This window comes from Ferrimonas sp. YIN67 (assembly GCF_057219095.1).
The window spans coordinates 102,703-123,041 of the sequence record NZ_JBXVVJ010000004.1 but is presented as its reverse complement, the minus strand read 5'-3'; the positions used below and the strand labels follow the sequence as shown (position 1 = coordinate 123,041).

15 protein-coding genes are annotated in these 20,339 nt (G+C 56.8%); 4 read left to right on the top strand and 11 right to left on the bottom strand.

The genetic code is table 11. From position 1 onward, the window contains the following. Positions 1 to 24: 24 nt before the first annotated feature. From AC2D8U_RS10990 to AC2D8U_RS10975, 4 genes are all read right to left on the bottom strand, one after another. Positions 25 to 264: a hypothetical protein gene (locus tag AC2D8U_RS10990; RefSeq protein ID WP_484619097.1), complete on the bottom strand. Its 240-nt coding sequence runs from the start codon at positions 262 to 264 to the stop codon at positions 25 to 27. Positions 265 to 552: 288 nt separating this feature from the next. Further along, positions 553 to 1,266, bottom strand: a complete 714-nt coding sequence (locus AC2D8U_RS10985; protein WP_484619096.1) for a transposase — start codon at positions 1,264 to 1,266, stop codon at positions 553 to 555. 461 nt (positions 1,267 to 1,727) lie between these two features. Beyond that, the gene (locus AC2D8U_RS10980; RefSeq protein ID WP_484619095.1) at positions 1,728 to 2,741 is read right to left on the bottom strand and encodes a linear amide C-N hydrolase; all 1,014 of its coding nucleotides are present in this window, start codon (positions 2,739 to 2,741) and stop codon (positions 1,728 to 1,730) included. Between the two features lie 101 nt (positions 2,742 to 2,842). After that, positions 2,843 to 3,730, bottom strand: a complete 888-nt coding sequence (locus AC2D8U_RS10975) for a LysR family transcriptional regulator (protein ID WP_484619094.1) — start codon at positions 3,728 to 3,730, stop codon at positions 2,843 to 2,845. Positions 3,731 to 4,447: 717 nt separating this feature from the next. On the opposite strand from AC2D8U_RS10975, the gene AC2D8U_RS10970 reads away from it, so the two are divergent. Next, positions 4,448 to 6,892, top strand: coding sequence for a sulfatase family protein (locus tag AC2D8U_RS10970; protein ID WP_484619093.1), 2,445 nt, complete (start codon positions 4,448 to 4,450; stop codon positions 6,890 to 6,892). Between the two features lie 152 nt (positions 6,893 to 7,044). Here AC2D8U_RS10970 and AC2D8U_RS10965 read toward each other — a convergent pair whose 3' ends face one another. Then, positions 7,045 to 7,170: a hypothetical protein gene (locus tag AC2D8U_RS10965; protein WP_484619092.1), complete on the bottom strand. Its 126-nt coding sequence runs from the start codon at positions 7,168 to 7,170 to the stop codon at positions 7,045 to 7,047. 222 nt (positions 7,171 to 7,392) lie between these two features. Between AC2D8U_RS10965 and AC2D8U_RS10960 the strand changes: the two genes are divergently transcribed. Both AC2D8U_RS10960 and AC2D8U_RS10955 read left to right on the top strand, forming a co-directional pair. Beyond that, the gene (locus tag AC2D8U_RS10960) at positions 7,393 to 7,893 is read left to right on the top strand and encodes a hypothetical protein (RefSeq protein ID WP_484619091.1); all 501 of its coding nucleotides are present in this window, start codon (positions 7,393 to 7,395) and stop codon (positions 7,891 to 7,893) included. Between the two features lie 87 nt (positions 7,894 to 7,980). Next, on the top strand, positions 7,981 to 8,217 hold the full coding sequence (locus AC2D8U_RS10955) for a hypothetical protein (protein ID WP_484619090.1): 237 nt from the start codon (positions 7,981 to 7,983) through the stop codon (positions 8,215 to 8,217). 203 nt (positions 8,218 to 8,420) lie between these two features. Here AC2D8U_RS10955 and guaA read toward each other — a convergent pair whose 3' ends face one another. The 6 genes from guaA to AC2D8U_RS10925 all read right to left on the bottom strand — a co-directional run bounded on the left by guaA (position 8,421) and on the right by AC2D8U_RS10925 (position 18,700). After that, the gene (guaA, locus tag AC2D8U_RS10950) at positions 8,421 to 9,995 is read right to left on the bottom strand and encodes a glutamine-hydrolyzing GMP synthase (RefSeq protein ID WP_484619089.1); all 1,575 of its coding nucleotides are present in this window, start codon (positions 9,993 to 9,995) and stop codon (positions 8,421 to 8,423) included. Between the two features lie 97 nt (positions 9,996 to 10,092). Continuing rightward, the gene (gene guaB / locus AC2D8U_RS10945) at positions 10,093 to 11,556 is read right to left on the bottom strand and encodes an IMP dehydrogenase (protein ID WP_484619088.1); all 1,464 of its coding nucleotides are present in this window, start codon (positions 11,554 to 11,556) and stop codon (positions 10,093 to 10,095) included. Between the two features lie 207 nt (positions 11,557 to 11,763). Next, entirely contained in the window at positions 11,764 to 13,533 is a 1,770-nt protein-coding gene (locus tag AC2D8U_RS10940) for a DUF1501 domain-containing protein (RefSeq protein ID WP_484619087.1), read from the bottom strand. Positions 13,534 to 13,537: 4 nt separating this feature from the next. Continuing rightward, positions 13,538 to 15,031 carry a DUF1800 domain-containing protein gene (locus AC2D8U_RS10935; protein WP_484619086.1) on the bottom strand — a complete coding sequence of 498 codons (1,494 nt, stop codon included), beginning with the start codon at positions 15,029 to 15,031 and terminating at the stop codon, positions 13,538 to 13,540. A gap of 356 nt (positions 15,032 to 15,387) precedes the next feature. Next, positions 15,388 to 17,199 (bottom strand): DUF1501 domain-containing protein, encoded by a 1,812-nt coding sequence (locus AC2D8U_RS10930; RefSeq protein ID WP_484619085.1) that lies wholly within the window; start codon positions 17,197 to 17,199, stop codon positions 15,388 to 15,390. A gap of 4 nt (positions 17,200 to 17,203) precedes the next feature. Continuing rightward, positions 17,204 to 18,700 carry a DUF1800 domain-containing protein gene (locus tag AC2D8U_RS10925; protein ID WP_484619084.1) on the bottom strand — a complete coding sequence of 499 codons (1,497 nt, stop codon included), beginning with the start codon at positions 18,698 to 18,700 and terminating at the stop codon, positions 17,204 to 17,206. 220 nt (positions 18,701 to 18,920) lie between these two features. On the opposite strand from AC2D8U_RS10925, the gene xseA reads away from it, so the two are divergent. Beyond that, positions 18,921 to 20,282 (top strand): exodeoxyribonuclease VII large subunit, encoded by a 1,362-nt coding sequence (gene xseA / locus AC2D8U_RS10920; protein ID WP_484619083.1) that lies wholly within the window; start codon positions 18,921 to 18,923, stop codon positions 20,280 to 20,282. Positions 20,283 to 20,339: the final 57 nt, after the last annotated feature.

Sequence of the window (20,339 nt, the reverse complement as noted above, 5' to 3'; positions counted from 1 at the left end):
GCCCAATTGACGATGATTGCCGCCCTACGCAACCCTAGCGTCTGGCTTCCCAGTCTGCATCCCCTTCACGAGCTTCCCAGTCTGCATCCCCTTCACGAGCTTCCCAGTCAGCGTCCCCTTCACGAGCTTCCCAGTCGGCGTCCCCTTCACGAGCTTCCCAGTCGGCGTCCCCTTCACGAGCTTCCCAGTCGGCGTCCCCTTCACGAGCTTCCCAGTCGGCGTCCCCGTATCCGACGCAGTTGTAATAACCAGCAGTTCGCTCATAAGAACCGACGTTACACGGCATATTCGCGGCGGCATATGAACTCATAAAAACACTGGCTACGACCAACTTGGATAAAACTTTCATTCCTATACTCCCTTGTGATGAAGGCTGCCAACCTTACCGGATTAGAGCTTTAATTCAAGCAAAACAAATGCTTAAGCAGATTTCGCTTACGTAATCAGAGTCATTAAAACCGGAGGACAAGAGCTAACACTATTCATGGGGTCAAAGTGATTGCCCCCATGAGTTAAAGACAGGAGTTCAAAGGCTCAGAGCGAATGATCACCTTATCGCGTTCGATAAGCCTGCGAACGACGGTCCCCGCCATGGCCGAGGGAACGCGTGCGACGCTGAGTATGCGCTTCGATTTCGGCCTTAAAGCGATCATTGCCGATCACCCAGAGTTTATTCGTTGCCTCACGGATCTCAGCCAGTGTCTTGGCCGGGATCGCATCATCAAACAAAGCGCGATAAGCCTGTGCACGCTTTACTGCATCGCTAGCCAAGGCGAGGACACTAGCATGAGGCGTCACCATTAATCGACTCGCCCGGTTATCCGCCAGCGCATTCGCTCGATAGCTCGACCAGGGATATTCAGCAGGGTGAGACACCATCTCGCCGCGCACCGGATTCAGCTCAATATAGCGACTGACCGTCAACGCGTAACGGTCCGAGTCCACCGGGGCTGACTTGTAGCGCCCCTCCCATAGCGACCCGCTTCGCCGGTAGGTGCGATTAATGTACTGCACATAAACCCGCCCCAAACTCTGCATCATCCGCCCCACCCCACCCTCTTCCCTCGGGGTCGCCAGCAGATGGACATGGTTGGTCATCAGCACGTAGGCATGGACAGCCACCTGGTGCTGCTCGCACGCCTCATTTAGTTTGTCCAGGTAGCAGTGGCGATCTTCATCATCAAAGAAGCACGCCTGACGGTTGTTGCCCCGCTGGATCACATGCTGGGGGAGCCCCGCAAGATCGAGGCGCCGTAATCTGGCCATCCCTGCCACTCCCTTCTCCAAGTCATCGCTGTAAGCCTAGCAACTCGTGCCCATAGTCACGCTTCACTCATCACACCCAACTGAACGCCAATCATTGCTTTTTACATACAAATCAGTTTGTTACATTAGAGGTTTAACAAACCAGACCAAGGGCAATGGGCGGCCGTAAGCCAGGGGCGGAAGCGTGTCTAACGCATTGAGCAAAAATTACTCAAACCAACATTTTCAAGGCGTCCCGGATGAGTGACTACTAACTCTGTGGGTACAGATCCTTTCAATGACTCTGACCCTTTAAACCCTCCAGAAAGAGCAAAAGCATCGGGGCCACCGTGCGAACATGGAAAAAGCCCCAGGCTCAATGCCTGGGGCTTATTTAGGTCCGGAGAAATGATCTCAAGAGTTCAGTCCCGCTTAATGGTCGCCCGATCCAAGGGGATCAGCGTCATTGAAATCCATCACTGTTACTGTGCCGACAACTCCAGTTTGCCCATGGCGTTGGTGTTCAGCGGGGCACGGAAAGACTTGCCCATCAGTTCATAGACGTTAAAGTGCACGGTGTTCCAGTTTTCGCCGAAGTTGTATTCAAACACACTGTCACCGGTCTCCAAGCTTTGTGAAAGCGTCCACTCGGTCGCATAGCCGGTCATGCCCTGGCCAAAATCCATGTAGGGGGCGTCGGCAGGTACACGATAAGCTACGGTGGACAGTTTCATCATGCCGTTCATGGCGCTGCTCGGCTCATCCAGCCAGTTCAGAAAGTAGCTGGCATGAACAAAGCGGCTGCGTGAGGCGCTGTTGCCGTTTGAGCCAAAGGCCAGATTACGATCGGCGGATTCCCAGGATGGCTTCACCTCTTTGAGGTTATCGATATGCGCCTGCATCGACGGATCGTTGGTCATGACCGCGGCGTCTTCGCCACGGTAGATCTTCAGACCGTCCGGATCCATTTCAATCACAGCGCGGTCACCACTTTTGTCGGTAATGGACCAGTGCAGAGTGATATCGACCGGCATCGCCTCCAACTGCATCGAGGCATAACCAAGCGTTGGCAGAGCGTTGACGACCTCTTCAACGGAAGCGTAATTGGTCAGGAAATACTCACCCAGGGTGAACTGAGACACCTGCTCCGGGCTTGAAACCGGCTCCATCGTCATCGGACGGTAGAACAGGGTGTTGACCTGCAAGCCTTCGCTGTTGACGCCGTCATGGACCAGATCCAACTCGCCGTAGGCGAGGATGGCGACCACGTCGTACTTAACGGTATATTGACTGCCGATCCCCGGGCCCTGGATGTGGCGCTGTTCACCTTTAACAATACCGCCGAGGCGCGGGTTGGTGGACTCCATCCAATCGTTGGTACGGGTCGTGATGGTACCGTGGTGTTCGGTGTTCCAGGCGATGGAGGTACATGCTTGTGCAGCACCGATGGTCATGCCAGCTACCATAATGCCGAGGGCAAGAGCTTTCATTTTCATTGATATGGTGTTTCCTAATCGGGTGTCATTCGCTACTTGGCCTATCCTATCCACCCAGTCCTCGGCAACAAACTCAGTATGTGAGGATCCCGTCATCACATTCATTCGCACACAGCGGCGCACTCTTTGAACAACTCGATGACGTAGGAGGCCACCGGTCCCATGGACAATGATGCCTGCCAGATCACCACGGGAAAGCGCAGTGGCGTGTTGAGTTGTTTCAGCGGGATCGCTTTCAGTTGCTCCTGCTCAATCTCTTTTCTAACGCTGTGTGAAGGCAGCACGGCCCAGCCTTCGCCGGCTTTTAACACTTGCAGCAGCAGGTGCAGACTGTCGTATTTCTGGATGTGATTTGAGGTGCAGATCGATCTTGAAATTCCCGAATGGTAGTAATCCGTTAATACCAACTGGTGCAGATGCTGTAACGCCGCCAGGCTGGTGGGACCCTCTTTTTGAATAAACTCTGGGCTGGCACAAAGGGTAAAAGGGATGTTGGCTAAATAGGTAAAGTCTATCGAGCTGATGGCATCCCCGGTCGGACAGATCACAATCGCCAGATCGGCGCTGTTGTTTTGCAGTGCAACCAGGATCTCCTCATTATTGCTTTTAAGCCAATGGATCCTTACCTGTTTATAGCGCTGACGCAGCATGATGGTAACGTCAACAATGAGTTGCTCTGGAAGTTGCTCGGAGTAATAGACAATCAGCTCGGTTTCAATGCCTTTTTCCTGATACAGACACAACTGCTCGAATGCACTGCTCGCCGCGGTTAAGGCTTTGGCTTGCTGATAGAGTGACTTTCCTGCCGGGGTGAGTGTTGGATAACGACCGCTGCGGTTAAACAGGGTCATGTTAATCTCGATCTCCAGATTGGTGATCACCTGACCCAGCGTCGTCCTGTGCTTGCCAAGCTGCTTTGCCGCAGCACTGAATGAGCCAGCGTCGGCCACCGCCACGAAGGCCTGGATCTGCTCGTAGCTGAATTTCATCGTTGCCTGGTTAGTTCATCTGCTGTGACGCCATACTAGGTCCCATGCCATGCCCTGTCCACTTCGGCTGGGTTCAACGGGTCACTATGACCCCTGAGGAGCTCAGCCAATTCTAATTGGCGTAGTAATGAGACAACTTATGAATTGCTTAATTCTTGCACCATATTTACTATTAGTTCAGTGGTTTTTCATGGTTATCATATGGCTGCTGGCATGCTGGGGAGTTGTTGCCAGAATAAGAAAATGCAACGAAATTGATAAAAGTGCCGCCAAATACCCAAAGGAACGCTTGAGAAATATTGTCTTGGTTGTGCCCTTTGTTTTTATGACTCTCACTTTCATTACTAGCGTGTATTCATCATGTATGCATATAGAGATACAGGACAATTACGACAGTATGATCAAAGAGTACAGAGATTATTTAATAAGATAATTAATTGAAGTTAATAAATCCTACCACCAAGGATTTCTCCAAGCCCTGAGCAGCGGTGGCTTACGCTGCGCCAAGCCCCCCTGCGGCGCAGGTTCAAGGCGCAGGTTCAAGGGGTCAGAGTCATTGAAATCTCCTCCATGGTTCAAAGGATCAGAGTGATTGAGCCCCAAGCTAATTACTTTGTGAGCAACAGCAGGAACTTTGGTAAAGAAAATAAAATGGGTTTGGGGTGGTTTTAATAAATCTGCCACCTTGGGCCTGAATTATGAAAAAAAGGAAGAGACATGAGCAATGTTTCAAGGTTGTTGCGACTGACACCCGCGGCTGCACTAATCACTGCAACCTATGCGGTTGCACAACCACATGTTGTTTTTGTTACGTTCGACGACTTGAATCTCAACAGCCTTGGCGCTTACGGGAATCAACTGGAAGACATTACGCCAAACCTCGATCGTCTGGCCAATGAAGGGATGCGCTTCAATAACTTTCACGTTATGGCAGCCAACTGCACCCCTTCCCGGGCATTCATGATGACTGGCATGTATCAGCAAAATAGTCGCATTTTTTCGCTGGGCAAAGCGGGCGCCGGTAACCACACGCTGCGCAATACCATGCCCGCTGTGTTTCAAGCCGCCGGCTATCATACAGGTGTGATGGGCAAGAACCCGCACCAGATGCCTTTCGAGCCACACAGCTCGTGGGATGTCGAATACGATGGCTATGGCTCAACCCGTGTGCCCAGTAACATCTACGACAAGATGACGGTAGCCATTGAGGATGCAAAGAAGAGCGATCAGCCGCTGTTCTTTAACCTCAACATCTTTGACCCGCATACCCCATTTTATGGTTGGCACCCACGCAAAGGGCCGATTGAGGAGACTGGCAATCATCCAAGCCGGATCTACACCGCGGATGAGGTTCCCTATCCGAGCTGGTTCCCCGTTCTGCCGGAGCACGCCCGTGTAAGCACAACACGAGATGGTGTCGAAAACGTACACATGCTTGATGAGGTTGCCGCTTACTACAACACGGTAAAGCGTGGGGATGACTCAACGGGCGCCATGATCCAAGCGCTGATCGATGGGGGGATTTATGATGACACCATGATCGTCGTCATCTCCGACCATGGTGCACAGCTGCCTGGCGCGAAAACCTCGCTCTACCATCATGGCACCTCTTCCCCCTTGATCGTCCGTTGGCCTGGCGTGGTTGAAGCCGGATCGGTGAACGATGAACATATGGTGGGCGCCATCGATCTGCTTCCGACCTTTAGCGAGGTGGTGGGGCAGCCCATTCCTATGGAGGTGGATGGCCGCTCCTTCCTGCCGATGCTGCAGCAGGAAGAGGTAGGGGCCTGGCGTGAGTTTGTCTACAAACAGCAGAACGACCGCAACCCATCTCGGGCAATCCAGACAAAGGATTCGCTTTACATCTTAAACGCATGGGCTGATGGCAACCGTCGATTTGGCAGCGTGACCATGGGCATGTTTACGTGGCAGGTGTTCAAGCAGGCAGAGGCCAATCCGGAGCTTGCCCCTATTGTTGGCGACTGGGTCGAACGACAGGAATACCGCATGCCGGAAGAGTTCTATGACGTCGCCAATGATCCCGACAACCTGCACAACCTGATTGATGATCCTGCGTATGCAGATGAGATCACCCGCCTGCGTCAAATGATGCTGGATGAAGCGGTGACCACTGGCGACGACCTGTTTGTGCCCGCCATCAAAGATCCACAAAACCTTGAAGTGCTTACCTCCGTTATTGACGCTCAGAAGCAATTCCACCAGGCTCAGAGCAACGATCCGACCTATTTGCGCGTCGTGAACTATGACCCTCTGGATGGATGGATGGTGATTGGTAACACCATTTTCGAGCCCTTTGGCGAGTGGGGGATCTGGAAATCTACCGGTGCCGGTGTGGGCTTAAGTAGAAAGAACGGAGACCGGAACATGGGCTCGTCTGCCGTCGAGTTCGATGGCAAGAAACTGACTGAGAATGCCTTCCTTGCAACGGAAGAGAGTTTTGACGGATCTGTTTTTGAACAGATCAAACTCGAACTTCTGGTACCGAATCACCAAAAACTGGATCGGAAAAGTCGGGCCGATCGTAAAACGGAGTTGTTCAAGTCATCACAGCTGAACTTCGTGTACCACGATGGCAATGAATGGAAAGAAGCGGCTTCCGTCAAAGGGAATCGTATTTTAGGCGAGCACAGCTGGACTCTTGATGCACCGGCCGGCGGCTTCCCGAAGGAGATGCGCATTGGCATTCAAGTCCAGTTTAACGGCGACGGCGGCTACGTCACCGTCGATTCTGTCCGCCTCAGTGGCTGGCAGGACTGGCAGGAGGTGACGGGTTGGAGTGCTGCGAAAAAGCCCTTTGATAACGCATTTACGCTCACTAGCTCGACTGCCGAAGTTGAACTGTCAAAGGCTTTGGACGGACAGAAGATTGGTCAGTTGGAACTCAGCTACGACTTTGTAGGCCAACATGTCGGCGGCTCCGACCGCCTGCTTATTGAGATGGCCGATGAAAATGGCTGGAAGAGCATTCAGGAGCACAACTTCAACTACGTGATGCTGCCAGGCAGCACGTACAAGGGGATGATTGATCTCACTGGGCCACTTCCCGCGCAAACCAAGCTTCGCTTCCGTTTGGATAGTAATGCGGCAAAGGCCGCGATCGCTGTGAACGAGGTCAAACTCAAGACACGCACAGCTTTCTAAGCGGCAGGGCCATTCTCACGTCCCAAAAGACGTTGATGCATTTTGATTGGAGCCAGCTACCCATGTAGCTGGCTTTTTCATGGAGTATGTCCCGTCCTGAAATAGGTTTACACATTGGAGACCTATTGTGGAAAAGCGAGAAACGACAAGGCTTAGGCGAAACCTCTCATGGCACGCTGGATCTTTCCGCCCTGAACTCCGGTATTGGCCTCTTCACCGATGCAGATCGCTTTGTCGCGATCTTCAACAACCCAGGGATCTGCACTGGGCTCCTGCATGTGCCAGAGCAAACCTTGGCGTCTGTATGGAGTGAAGGATAACGCACCGCTGCCCATACCCCCTGAGCAGCGGTGCCTTACGCTGCGCTAAGCCCCCCTACGCGGTAAAGCACACAGCGGGTTCAAGGGATCAGAGTCTGAGGGAGCCCCTCCACGGTTCAATGGGGCATAGTCATTGAAATTACAAAAACACAGAAATAAAGACAAACAAAGGAAGTAACCTTGAAGTACGTTAAAGCAATCTTACTGTTCTCCACTTTGACTCTGCTTTCTGGGTGTGTAGTTCGCCAAGAAGCGATGCTCACACCTGGCGCAGAGTTCAGCCAAATGGAATCGATCTATGTCGAACGATTTGCCCCGGACAAGCGAAGGCTCAACCAAACCATTGCGGATGTACTGACGCAAATGGGCTATCCCGCCATTGCAGTCGATGACCAACAGGCGCCGAAGAGTGCCGACATGGTGGTGACGTATGTCGATAACTGGCAATGGGACATCACCAACTACATGATCAAAATTAAGATAGATTTCCGTGATGGAAAGACTCGGCACCTTAAGCTCACTGGAGAGTCTTTCCGTACCTCCCTTGCGCGAAAAGAACCAGAATTTATGATCCGAGAAACACTGGAAAAAATGATGCAAGAAGCTGAACTGGAGTTTGTCCAACTGCCTCAAGCCGCTAAACAGAAATCCCCCCAACGACACACCAGCGCCAGGTACTGATCCACGTGACCTAAGGTGTCAGTGAATTGAAACCCTCGCTCTAAGGAGTCAGAGTAGGTTCAAGTCAGAACCAACAGGAGTCCCAAAGTGACAGACGCAAAGTTAATCGTGCTCCTAAAGAGCTGCATCACGATAGGGCTGCTCTTGATCTTACTCGGCCTCTATCTCCATAACTTCAGTGAAAAAATTGAAGCTATGGGGGTTACTGGGATCATCTTCAGTGCCATGTGCGTCGCTTTCGGGATGGTGCTGTCACTGCCGACAAAAATGTACCTGACCTTTCTTTTGGTGAAACGCGCAGCGGACAAAGTTCAGAAAAAGTAGCCCTCAGAGAGGGGCTAGGGGGCTCCCTCAGAGTCCATAACTCCCCGCCAAGCCCTGTGCAGCGGCGGCTTACGCTTCGCTAAGCCCTACCAAGCCAAAGCACCGCCCGGCACGCCGCGTCCCACGAACATTAAAAAAGCCCAGGGTCTCGAACCCTGGGCTTTTTTGATCCCGGCCGTTAGGCCGCTACATCAACTGGACATTTATTCCCACTCGATGGTGGCAGGCGGCTTACCGGAGATATCGTAAACCACACGAGAAATGCCATCGATCTCGTTGATGATGCGGTTGGAGACGCGACCCAGGAAGTCGTATGGCAGTTGGGCCCAGACGGCGGTCATGAAGTCGATGGTCTCAACGGCACGCAGGGAGACAACCCAGTCGTACTTACGACCGTCGCCCATCACGCCCACGGAGCGTACCGGCAGGAAGACGACGAAGGCCTGAGAGGTCTTGTCGTACAAGTCGGCTTTGTGCAGCTCTTCGATGAAGATGGCGTCGGCACGGCGCAGCAGGTCGCAGTACTCTTTCTTCACTTCACCCAGTACACGCACGCCCAGACCCGGTCCCGGGAACGGGTGACGGTACAGCATGTTGTACGGCAGACCCAGCTCCAGGCCGATCTTACGCACTTCGTCTTTGAACAGCTCGGTGAGCGGCTCAACCAGACCCAGCTCCATGTCTTCCGGCAGGCCGCCAACGTTGTGGTGGGACTTGATCACGTGGGCCTTGCCGGTGGCAGCGCCTGCGGATTCGATCACGTCCGGGTAGATGGTGCCCTGGGCCAGCCATTTCACGTTTTCGATGCGGGAAGCTTCCTGATCGAAGATCTCGATGAAGGTGTGGCCGATGATCTTACGCTTAGCTTCCGGATCCGCTTCGCCCGCCAGGGCGTCGAGGAAACGCTGCTCGGCGTCGACACGGACGATGTTGAGGCCGAAGTGATCGCCAAACATCTCCATCACCTGATCGCCTTCATTGAGACGCAGCAGGCCGTTATCGACAAACACACAGGTCAGCTGATCGCCGATGGCGCGGTGCAGCAGCATGGCCACTACGGAGGAGTCGACACCGCCGGACAAGCCCAGGATCACCTTGTCAGAGCCCACTTTCTCTTTGATTCGGGCGATGGCGTCTTCGATGATGGCACCGGAGGTCCACTTGGCTTCACAACCACAGATGTTGAGCACGAAGTGCTCCAACATGCGCTTGCCCTGCTTGGTGTGAGTCACTTCCGGGTGGAACTGCACGCCGTAGAACTGACGGGACTCGTCGGCCATGGCGGCGTAGGGGCAGGTCTCGGTCTGCGCAACCTTGACGAAGCCTTCCGGGATGGCGGTGACCTTGTCACCGTGGCTCATCCACACGTCCAGCAGCGCATTGCCGTCTTCGGCGATGGCGTCTTCGATGTTTTCAAACAGCTTGGTGGCTTCCAGCACTTCCACCTGGGCGTAACCAAACTCTTTCTTATCAGAGCAGGAAACCTTGCCGCCGAGCTGCTCAGCCATGGTCTGCATGCCGTAGCACACACCCAGGACCGGCACGCCAGCGTTGAACACGTATTCCGGTGCACGTGGCGAATTGTCCTCGGCCACGGACTCCGGGCCACCGGACAGGATGATGCCGGTCGGGTTAAATTCACGGATCTTTTCTTCGGAAACGTCCCAGCCCCACAGTTCACAGTACACGCCGATCTCACGGGTACGACGGGCCACCAGCTGGGTGTACTGGGAGCCGAAGTCCAAGATCAGGATACGATGGTCATGGATATTGCTCATGAGCTGTCATTCTCTTATCAGTTGTCCAAGCTTTGACGCTTGATATCAAAGAAGCAGGCATCGGTACTAAACCGATGCCTGCCTTGTAGGGATTTTTTTAGCCCAGACGGTAGTTCGGGGCTTCTTTGGTGATGGTCACGTCGTGGACGTGGCTTTCCTTGATACCGGCACCGGAAATACGAACGAATTCGGCTTTGGTGCGCAACTCATCGATGGTCGCGCAACCGGTCAGGCCCATGCAGGAGCGCAGGCCACCCATCTGCTGATGGATGATCTCTTTGAGATGACCCTTGTAAGGAATACGACCCTCGATCCCTTCGGGCACCATTTTATCCGCAGCGTTGTCAGACTGGAAGTAACGATCAGAAGAACCTTTGCTCATGGCGGCCAAAGAGCCCATACCCCGGTAGGATTTGAAGGCACGGCCCTGATACAGCTCGGTTTCACCCGGGGCTTCTTCGGTCCCGGCGAACATGCCACCGGCCATGATGCAGGACGCACCGGCGGCCAGGGACTTGGCGATGTCACCGGAGAAGCGAATGCCGCCATCGGCGATCACCGGAATGCCGTATTCGTCGGCCACGGAGGCGGCTTCGTTGACGGCGGTGATCTGCGGGACACCAACACCGGTGACGATACGGGTAGTACAGATGGAGCCCGGGCCAATGCCCACCTTGACCGCATCCACACCGGCTTCGATCAGCGCCTTGGCACCAGCCGCAGTGGCGACGTTACCGCCGATGATCTGCACGTCCGGGAAGGCGGCACGGGTCTCGCGAATGCGCTGCAAGACGCCTTCGGAGTGACCGTGGGAGGAGTCGATGAGGATCACGTCGACACCGGCGGCCACCAGGGCAGCCACCCGCTCTTCGTTACCGGCACCGGCACCGACCGCAGCGCCGACACGCAGACGACCCAGCTCGTCCTTACAGGCGTTGGGCTTCTCTTCGGCTTTTTTGAAATCTTTAACGGTGATCATGCCCTTGAGGGTGAACGCGTCGTCAACCACCAGGACCTTTTCGATGCGATGCTTGTGGATCAGGGCCTGGGCGTCGGTCAGCGGGGCACCAACCTGTACAGTGACCAGGCGCTCCTTCGGCGTCATCATCTCGGCAACGGTGGCATCCGGGGTATCAACGAAACGCACGTCACGGCCGGTGATGATCCCCACCAGTTCGTTGTTGTCGGCCACCACGGGGAAACCGGCAAAACCGTGCTGTTCACGCATCTCCCACAACTGACGCATGGTCATGCCTGGGGTGACGGTGACGGGATCTTGCACGATACCGGCTTCGTATTTCTTCACCTTGCGGACTTCATCCGCCTGCTGTTCGATGCTCATGTTTTTGTGAATGAACCCGAGTCCCCCTTCCTGGGCCATGGCGATGGCCAGACGGGCTTCGGTCACCGTGTCCATGGCGGCAGACAACAGTGGCAGGTTCAGACGGATCTTTTTAGTGAGCTGAGTACCGAGATCGGCAGTGTTAGGCAGAACGGTCGAGTGGGCTGGGACGAGCAGGACGTCGTCGAATGTCAGGGCTTCTTGCTTGATACGTAGCATGGCAACATTCCACCTAAAGTAGGGTTGGGAGGTTTGAAATATTGCGGCGAGATTATAGCGATCCGCTTGTCCTTGGGCAAATGAAAATTGTCCGGAGTGGGCGATCCAAGTCGCAGTTTCTCCCTGGTTTTCCTCAATTTGAACGACAAACTGAATAAAAAGACACCGACCCATGGCCGGTGTCTTTATGCCTGAGCCGGAAAGGCCTCAGTACCCCCGAAGCTCGATCTCGGCGAAGTTGTTCCAGCCGTGCCGTGATGCGCTGCCTGGATCATTGTTGCCGTTACAGATCAGCCGCACGTAGCGTCCCTGGACTCCGCCCAGATCATAGTCAACCAGGCCCGTGGAATTGCCCGGTGAGACCACGTCACGCACCTGGGTGTAGTTGACGTCATCCTCACTCACTTCGATGCTGAAGAAGTACTGGCGTACATCCCCCTTATCCTGAGCGATGCGGACCTGACTCAGGCTCCGCGACTGGGCGAGGGCCAGGGTGTAGGTGACGCCCAATCCCTCGGCTGACCACTTGGTGGACAGGCTGCCGTCGATGGCATTCGCCGCCGCCCCGCTGCCATTGGGGTTCTCGGCACTGGCCCAGACCGATTCAGGCACCAAGGGTCCGGCCTCCTGGGGCGGGGCAGTGTCCCCTGCCAAAAAGCCCAGGGTACGGCTGGCGAAGGGGTTGCTTCGGGATGAATTGAGAATGGGAAAGACGTATTCCAGTCCACTTTCGGTCAGCCCCAGCCACTGGCTCAGGGTCGCCGCCATCTGCTCATGGCCGAGACTGGGAATGAACCTATTGCCCATGGCGTTCGCCCCGCCCTCGCGAAACTCAGGGAAGCGGCCATAGGCTTTGCCGCCCTTGACCGGCCCCATCACCAAGTGGTTACCGCCCCAGCCGTGGTCCGTTCCCCCTTTGGAGTTATTACGAATGGTCCGGCCAAAATCGGACATGGTAAAGGTGGTGACGTGATCCGCCAGCCCAGACGCATTCAAGGATGCCTGGAACGTCCCCAGGGCCTCATCCAGGGTCGCCAGGTTGCCATTGTTGCTGCTGCTGTGGGAGTCCCACCCCCCCATGGCCACGTAGAAGACCTGACGCTGGTGTCCCAGGGACTCACCCGCCTCGATCATTCGTTTTACCATCTGTAATTGGCCGCCCAGCGAGCCGCCTGTGACGCTAGGATCCGCCGGGAAGTTATTGAGGGTCGAGTTAAACTCCTCGGCCACCGACAACATGGTCTGACGCCGCGTATGGTATTCCTGAACAAAGGGATTTGCGCTGCCCTCGGCCAAATAATCTTTCAGGATTTCACGAAACTCTGGCTCATCTTTCAATGCCTTATAATTGATGCTGCCCCCACCACTCAGGGTCAACTGAGGCGCTTGGTGACCGCGGTTCCAACCGGTCCCCCTAGTGGTCAGGCTTTCGGGGATCACCACGGCGGGATCGTACAGCAGATCCATGCCCATGCCGGCCCAGCCCTGCCCGCCGTAACGCCCGACGTCGGTCCGATAGCTGGTGCGCCAGTAGCTCTGTTGAGTGGAATGGGAGCCCAGGTTGCCAGGCTTGGCCGCGCTGGCCAGGTTATCCTTTGTCACCGGCTCGATCAGGACGCCCACATTGAGGATGGGCACCGCCTGCCCCGCCTGCATCAACTGGCTGACACGAGGCATATTGGGGTTGAGGCCCAGGGGGACACCGTTGTCCGATACCAGGCCGGTCTCCAACATCACGCTGGCGTCATGGCTGATGTCCGGCCGGGCGGTACGATAGTCATCGTAGTGCGGACCGGATTTGGGCAGCACCATATTGAAGGAGTCACAGCCCCCCAGCAGGAATACGCCAACCAGCACCTTGCGGCCTGGCTCGTCAGCGGCGAAGGCGTGCTTGGGCAGGACAAAGCTCATTGGCAGGGCGGCGCCGGTCCAGGCCGCGGCACCGGATTGGAGAAAACGTCTACGGGTCAGTTTCATGGGATCACTCCTGAACACGGAATTCGGATGAGGTGGCGGCAAAGTAGAGCATCTGGCGCACGGTATTCGTCAGATTGCCTCCGGTCTGCTGGGTGAAGATCTGATCCAACGCCCTCTCCAGTGGCGAGCTGAGACGCCCCTTGAGCAGTTGCCGCCCGATCTGAGCGATCAGTGCCTCTCCCCCTTGCGCCTCCGCCAGGCTCACCAGTTCGGCGATGCGAACGTAGATCTTGTTTTCGTCACTCTGATCACTGGCGTAGTCGCTTTGGCTCCACAGGTGGTCGTAGATCCCGTTGCCGATGGAAACCGAACGCAGCCAGTCGAAACCGTCGAGTTCCGGAGCGAGCAGCCCCGCCTGGGCCAGGGGGCCCGTCGGGCTGTAACTGGCATCGAAGAAGTTAAACACCGAGGGGGCAGACAACACATTCTGACCGTGGGCATTACGGAACGCCTTCTGGGCATGAAAGCCCTTGATGGGATCGCCGGGAAATGCCTTCAAAGCACGCAAAAAGGCGGTGATCTGCATGACCGGTTCTCGTGGGCGTGCCACCCTGGGCTCCCCCGTGTCGCGCAAGACTTCGCTATCGCTGAGGATGGCCTGGGCCACGGCCGCCAGATCGCCGCCTGTACTGCGGAACACGGCGGTCACCCGTGCCACGTAATCCGGGCTGGGGTTGGCCGTAACCAGTTTGGTGATCAAAAACTTGGAAACGAAGGGGGCGGTATTGGGGTGCGCCATCAGGAGATCGAGTACGGTATTGAGTTCGGTCTCCGCATCCAGCCCCGCAGGCACCAGCTGCCCCAGGATCCGCTTTTCATCGGTATCGTGCCAACTGCTGTTGGTCACCATGGGCCGGATCAGGCTTCGACTGTCCTGACGCCAGCCGGTAAACACCCGTGCCATCGCCTCCACGTCGGCATCACCATAGTTCTCAACCGGCTGATCATTGCCATCGAGGATCTCCTCACCCCCGTCGGACAACTGGTTGAGGCCGATGGTGAACAACTGCATCAGCTCACGGGCATAGTTCTCATCCGGATAGCTGCCGGAAGACGCGTAAGATTGATTATCGACATAGGTAAGATACACCCCCATCACCGGGGAGCGGCTCACCTCGTACAACAGATCCCGGTAACTCCCCAAGGCATGTTTGACCAGAATATCGTAGTAAGTGGCCATCTCCAGGTGTTTACCGGTGAGCGCCTCATCTTTGTCCGACACCACCAGCAGCTGGCTCAGGGCAAAGGCCATCCGCTGGCGCAGCTGATCCTGGCCCCAGACGGCGTGATCGATCCAGGCGCCCTGACGGTAGATGTACCAGTACTTGCTGCCCTTTAGCTTTAATTGGGGCACATGAAACGAGGGAGCCAGGCTTACCTGTTCGTCCAGCCAGCTGGCAATATCACTCTGCTGCAAGGCCTCGGCTTCCGCTTGAATCGGGCCAAACGTGGCGCAATCCAGGAAGCGAGCTGCCTGCGGGTAACTCAATTCGCTCATAGTTGTTACTCCTTTAACGCAATGAGATGGGGCTTCAAAAGCCTCGATACCCCCGGGTGGCAAGGGCGTGACCTCAAGCTCCCGCCCCCCAAAGGGTTATGTTGTTTTTCAGTGGTTCTTGACTCGCCGATCGAACCGATCTGTTGAATGGAGTAAGTCCCAAAAGGCCCACTCCGCTTTGCCTGCACAGATCAGGGCGCCCCACCATCCTTCCTCGTCACCGGGCAACGACTCCGAGGACTGGCAGGCGTCCCTGCCAGCTCAATGTGACCCGCCGCGGCGAGGCTCCGCCCTCGCCCGACCTTACGCGACAGACGGAGGGACGGCTCGGCACCCGCAACGGGCCAACCTTCGGCTTAGCTCAGGATCAGCTCGGCCCCTCGACCACTCTCCCAATCGGAGAAGCGCACGGCGGAGTACCGCTCATAGGCGTCGATTTGCTTGAGCAACAGGGTTACCTCTCCCTGGCGTCCGGCGATCAGTTCGCTGGCATCGAATTCGAGCCAACTGCCGGCCTGCTGCGGCGTGATCACCTGACTGCTGCCCTGGCGAACCACCGAGGGGGCCGTGTTCCAGGTGACACTGGCCTGGGACCAGGCCGTGTCATCCGCCAGACACAGGGCGATCTCCCGGCTGGGGGTCTCGCCACACCAGGCCAGGTGCAGACGCAGGGTCGCCAGCGACCCTCCACTGCCCAGATCAAACTTGAGCAAGGTGTAACGCACCGAGTTTGGTCTGCCCCCGCGGACCTCGAGACCACTGCCATTGAGGTTGCTATCCGCATAGGTTCCACCTCGGATCCAGCTGTCCTCAGAAACGGCAATGGTACGACTTTGCTGGCCGAGAAAGCTCAGGGTACGACTGGGGAATGGGTTACTGCGCGCGGGGTTCAGGATTGGGAAGATATGATCCAGACTGCTGTCCGTCAGGCCCAGCCACTTCATCAGAGTCGCCGCCATCTGTGCCTGGGCGGTAGAGGGAATAAACTTGTTTTTCCAGTCATCCACGCCACCGGGCTGGAAACTGGGGAAGGTACCATAGGCACGCCCACCATTCACCGGTCCCAGAACCAGCTGGTTGCTACCCCAGCCATGATCGGTCCCGTGCTTGGAGTTGTTACGGATGGTGCGGCCAAATTCGGACATGGTGAAGGTCACCACCTGATCGCTCAACCCCGCCGCATCCAGCGCCGCCTGGAAAGTGCCCAGTAGCTTATCCAGGGTGGCCAGCTTGCCGTCACTGTTCGTTCCATGGTTATCCCAGCCGCCCACCTGGATATAAAAGATCTGGCGCTCATGACCCAGATCCTGCGCCGCCTGGAGCATCCGCTTGACCATGCGGAAACCCTTTTCCGCCCGCGAACCGGTAATGCTGAGATCTTCCGGGTAACGGCTAAACACATCGGCTAACTTGTCTGGATTGTCCAATGCCTGCTGATAACGGGCCGACAACTCCTGCACGCAGGGGGAGCCGTGACCTGCGTCCAGATACTGCTCGTAGATGGCACGAAATGCCGCCTGCCCCTCGAGTGCGCGAAATCCGTTGAGTTCACTCGAATTCAGACTGAGATCCTGAACCTGATCTCCCGCGGTCCAGATCGATCCCCCCGTGGTCATGGCTTGCGGCAACAAGGCCGAGGGATCGTTGAGGATATCCATGGCCATTCCGCCCCAACCCGAGGGTGCCAGCTCGTTCTCCAGTGGCAGATAGGAGCGGTGCCAGTAGCGATACTGGTTGGAATGGGAGCCTATATGGCTGGGCTTCTGGGCCGTATCGATGTTGGCCTGAGTGATCGGCTCGATCAGAGCCCCAACATTGATGATCGGCACTGCGCGGCCATCGCGGATCTGCTGTGCCATCCTCGGCATGTTTGGATTCAGCCCCAGTGGCACGCCGTTATCTGAGATCAGGCCGGTATCCAGCATCACACTGCTGTCATGGCTGATATCCGGACGGGCCAGGCGGTACTCATCATAGTGGGTACCCGACATGGGCAGCACCATATTAAAGGAGTCGCATCCACCCCCCAGGTAAACACAGACCAGGGCCTTGTGACCGGCTTCACCGGCGGCGAAGGCACTGCGGGGTAAGCCGATGTACAGAGGCAGTGCGGCGCTGCTCCAGACGGCGGCGCTGGATTGCAAGAAACGGCGACGTGATAATTTCATGGGATCACTCCTGTACGCGGAATTCGGGCGAGGTGGCGGCGAGGTAAAGCATCTGACGCACCGTATCGGTCGGACTGCCACCGGTCTGCTGGGCGAAGATCTGGTTCAGGGCCGTCTCCATGGGATTGGACAAGCGGCCCTTGAAAAAGCGCAGGCCGATCGCCTGGATCAGCGCCTCCCCGCCTTCATTGCCCGCCAAATCCACCAGCTCCTTAAGAGCCACATAGAGCTTGGTCTTATCCGTCGGGCTGCTGACGTAGTCGGTCCAGCTCCACAGGTAATTACGGATCAGGTTGCCGGCACTGATCAGGCGCAGCCAATCCACGCCATCCAACTCAGGGGCCACCAGCCCCGCCGTCGCCAGGGGACCAACCGGACTGTGATCCGGCGCAAAGAAGTTAAACACCGATGGCGCCGACAACATATCTTGGCCATGACCACTTCTGAAGTCATCCTGCGGATAAAAGCCCCGCGGATCCCCGGCAAAGGCCTTCATGCCTCGTAAGAAGGCGATGACGTGGGTGATGGGATCTTTCGGCCGGCTCACCGGTGGGAACCCGCTGTCACGCAGGACCTCCTCATCACTGATGATGGCCCGGATCACCGCCGCCAGATCCCCCTGGGTGTCCCGAAACACCCCGGCCACACGGGCAATGTACGCCGACGTCGGATTGGAGGTCACCAGCTTGGTGATCAGGAATCTTGAAACAAAAGGCGCCATACAGGGATGGGCCATCAGGATATCCAACGCCTGATTGAGATCCGTCTCAGCGTCCTGCCCCGCCGGCAGCAACTCGCCCAGCAGCACTTTCTCATCAGTATCATGCCACGCGGCGTTGGCCACCATGGGATCGAGCAAACTGCCGCCGTCTCGAGTCCAGCCGGTAAAGATCCGGGCCATCGCCTGAACGTCCTCATCGGTGTAGGTCTCTATCACGCGTCCCTCACCGTCGAGGAGCGGCTCACCATCCAGACCAATCTCCTCCAGACCTATGGTAAACAGCTGCATCAGCTCCCGGGCATAGTTCTCGTCGGGAGCACTGCCGGATACGGCATAGGAACGGTTATCGACGGAGGTCAGGAAGATCCCCATCACCGGCGAGCGGCTCACGTCATACAAGAGATCCCGATAGCTGCCCAAGGCATGCTTCACCAGGATGTCATAGTAAGTGCTCAACTCCACATTTTTACCATCGAGGCCGGCATCTTTGGACGACACAACGAGGAGTTGGCTCAGGGCAAACGCCACCCGTTGCCGCAACTGATCTTCACCCCATAGTGCCCGGTCGACCCAGGCGCCATGGCGGTACTCCGCCCAATACGTGGTACCCGAGGTCTTCTGTAGCAGTTGGGGAACATGGTAAGAGGGGGGGAGGCTGAGCTGATGATCAATCCAATTGCTGCTGTCGCCTTGCTGCAAAGCCTCGATCTCAGGCTGAACCGCGCCAAATGTGGCGCAATCCAGGAATCGAGCGGCCTGCCAATAAGTCATTCCGGTCATGCTAGTTACTCCATTAACTAGTGCAAACTCATCGTCCTACCGAACCGAGTCGGTCAATCAAGCATAACGCTCTCGCCAGTGTTTTGAACGGACGAAAGAGGACGCAAGTGATGGGAAAGTTGCCCACTCCTTTGGCAGACTTTGTCCTTACCGGGTAACGACACTGACACTTGCAGTGCTCGCACAAACTTGTTACCTATAGCGCCAATCCCCCTTTCCCATGCCTGGTCTGTCCGTGTCACAAAATATCCTCACCGTCTCCAGCCTGAACCGTCAGGTTAAAGCCCTGCTCGAACAAAACTGGAGCCGGATCTGGCTCAGTGGCGAGATCAGCAACCTGGCCGCGCCGGCGTCCGGCCATCTCTATTTCACCCTCAAGGACGATCGCAGCCAGTTACGCTGCGCCATGTTCCGCAGCCGGGCGGGCCGCGTGACGTTCCGCCCCGAGCATGGCATGCAGGTGTTGGTCCGGGCCAACCTGACGATGTACGAGCCCAGGGGAGATGTGCAGTTGGTGGTGGAGTCGATGCAGCTGGCCGGCGACGGCATGCTGCAGCAACGCTTCGAGGCGCTGAAGATGCAGCTGGCCGCCGAAGGACTGTTTGCCACCGAGGCCAAGCAGCCCCTGCCGGAAACGATCCGGCGTCTTGGGGTGATCACCTCCCCGTCCGGCGCCGCCATCCGTGACGTCCTCTCGGTGTTGAAACGGCGGGATCCCACCCTGGAGGTGGTGATCTACCCATCCTTGGTGCAGGGCGCCGATGCGGTTCCCCAATTGATTGAGATGATCCGCACGGCGGATGAGCGTGACGAGGTCGATTGCCTGTTGTTGACCCGGGGCGGGGGCTCACTGGAAGACCTTTGGTGTTTCAACGACGAGCGCCTGGCACGGGCCATCTATGAGGCCAGACTGCCCATTGTCAGTGCCGTGGGCCACGAGGTGGACACCACCATCAGCGACTATGTCGCCGATCTGCGGGCCCCAACGCCCTCCGCTGCCGCCGAGCTATTGTCCGGGGATGCAAGCCAACACCGGGCACACTTGGCCCAACACCTGCGCCGTCTAAGGCAGGCCTGGCAGCAATATCAGCGTCATCGGGGCAATGAGATCGCCCTGCTCAGCGCTCGATTGGCTGCCAGCCACCCGAAGGCACAACTGACCACCCACAGTCAGCGACTGGACGAGTTAAGCCTGCGTCTGATCCGCGCCGGGGATGGCGCGCTGCAACAACGCTCACACCGCCTCGACCGTCTGAGTCACAGGCTGGCCACTCAGGATCCCAAGTTCCGGGTCGAGGCGTTTCAACAGAAGCTGGCGGAGTTAAACGGACGCTTAGATCGAGCCACCGGCATTAAGATCGAAAAGGCACGCATCAGGCTTCAGGGTCAGATCCAGGCACTGGAGGCCGTATCACCGCTAGCGGTACTGTCCCGGGGCTACAGCATTTTGCAGGACCAACAGGGACAGACCATCAAGGACGCTGCCACCGTAACGTCCGGCCAGCGCCTGAACGCCCGGCTACATCAAGGCCAGTTGGAGGTGGAGGTGATCGGTCAGCGCCCCACGACCCCAAACGTTTAACCTCCCCCCTCCGACGAAAGCGAAACCGGGCCAAGGGCCCGCCAAGGCACGCGCTGT

Coding starts and splice junctions, on each gene's coding strand:
- AC2D8U_RS10925 (WP_484619084.1), bottom strand. CDS start 18,700: ATGACCGGAATGACTTATTGGCAGGCCGCTCGATTCCTGGATTGCGCC.
- xseA (WP_484619083.1), top strand. CDS start 18,921: ATGCCTGGTCTGTCCGTGTCACAAAATATCCTCACCGTCTCCAGCCTG.
- AC2D8U_RS10970 (WP_484619093.1), top strand. CDS start 4,448: ATGAGCAATGTTTCAAGGTTGTTGCGACTGACACCCGCGGCTGCACTA.
- AC2D8U_RS10990 (WP_484619097.1), bottom strand. CDS start 264: ATGAGCGAACTGCTGGTTATTACAACTGCGTCGGATACGGGGACGCCG.
- AC2D8U_RS10975 (WP_484619094.1), bottom strand. CDS start 3,730: ATGAAATTCAGCTACGAGCAGATCCAGGCCTTCGTGGCGGTGGCCGAC.
- AC2D8U_RS10980 (WP_484619095.1), bottom strand. CDS start 2,741: ATGAAAATGAAAGCTCTTGCCCTCGGCATTATGGTAGCTGGCATGACC.
- AC2D8U_RS10965 (WP_484619092.1), bottom strand. CDS start 7,170: ATGCAGGAGCCCAGTGCAGATCCCTGGGTTGTTGAAGATCGCGACAAA.
- AC2D8U_RS10940 (WP_484619087.1), bottom strand. CDS start 13,533: ATGAAACTGACCCGTAGACGTTTTCTCCAATCCGGTGCCGCGGCCTGG.
- guaB (WP_484619088.1), bottom strand. CDS start 11,556: ATGCTACGTATCAAGCAAGAAGCCCTGACATTCGACGACGTCCTGCTC.
- AC2D8U_RS10935 (WP_484619086.1), bottom strand. CDS start 15,031: ATGAGCGAATTGAGTTACCCGCAGGCAGCTCGCTTCCTGGATTGCGCC.
- AC2D8U_RS10930 (WP_484619085.1), bottom strand. CDS start 17,199: ATGAAATTATCACGTCGCCGTTTCTTGCAATCCAGCGCCGCCGTCTGG.
- AC2D8U_RS10985 (WP_484619096.1), bottom strand. CDS start 1,266: ATGGCCAGATTACGGCGCCTCGATCTTGCGGGGCTCCCCCAGCATGTG.
- guaA (WP_484619089.1), bottom strand. CDS start 9,995: ATGAGCAATATCCATGACCATCGTATCCTGATCTTGGACTTCGGCTCC.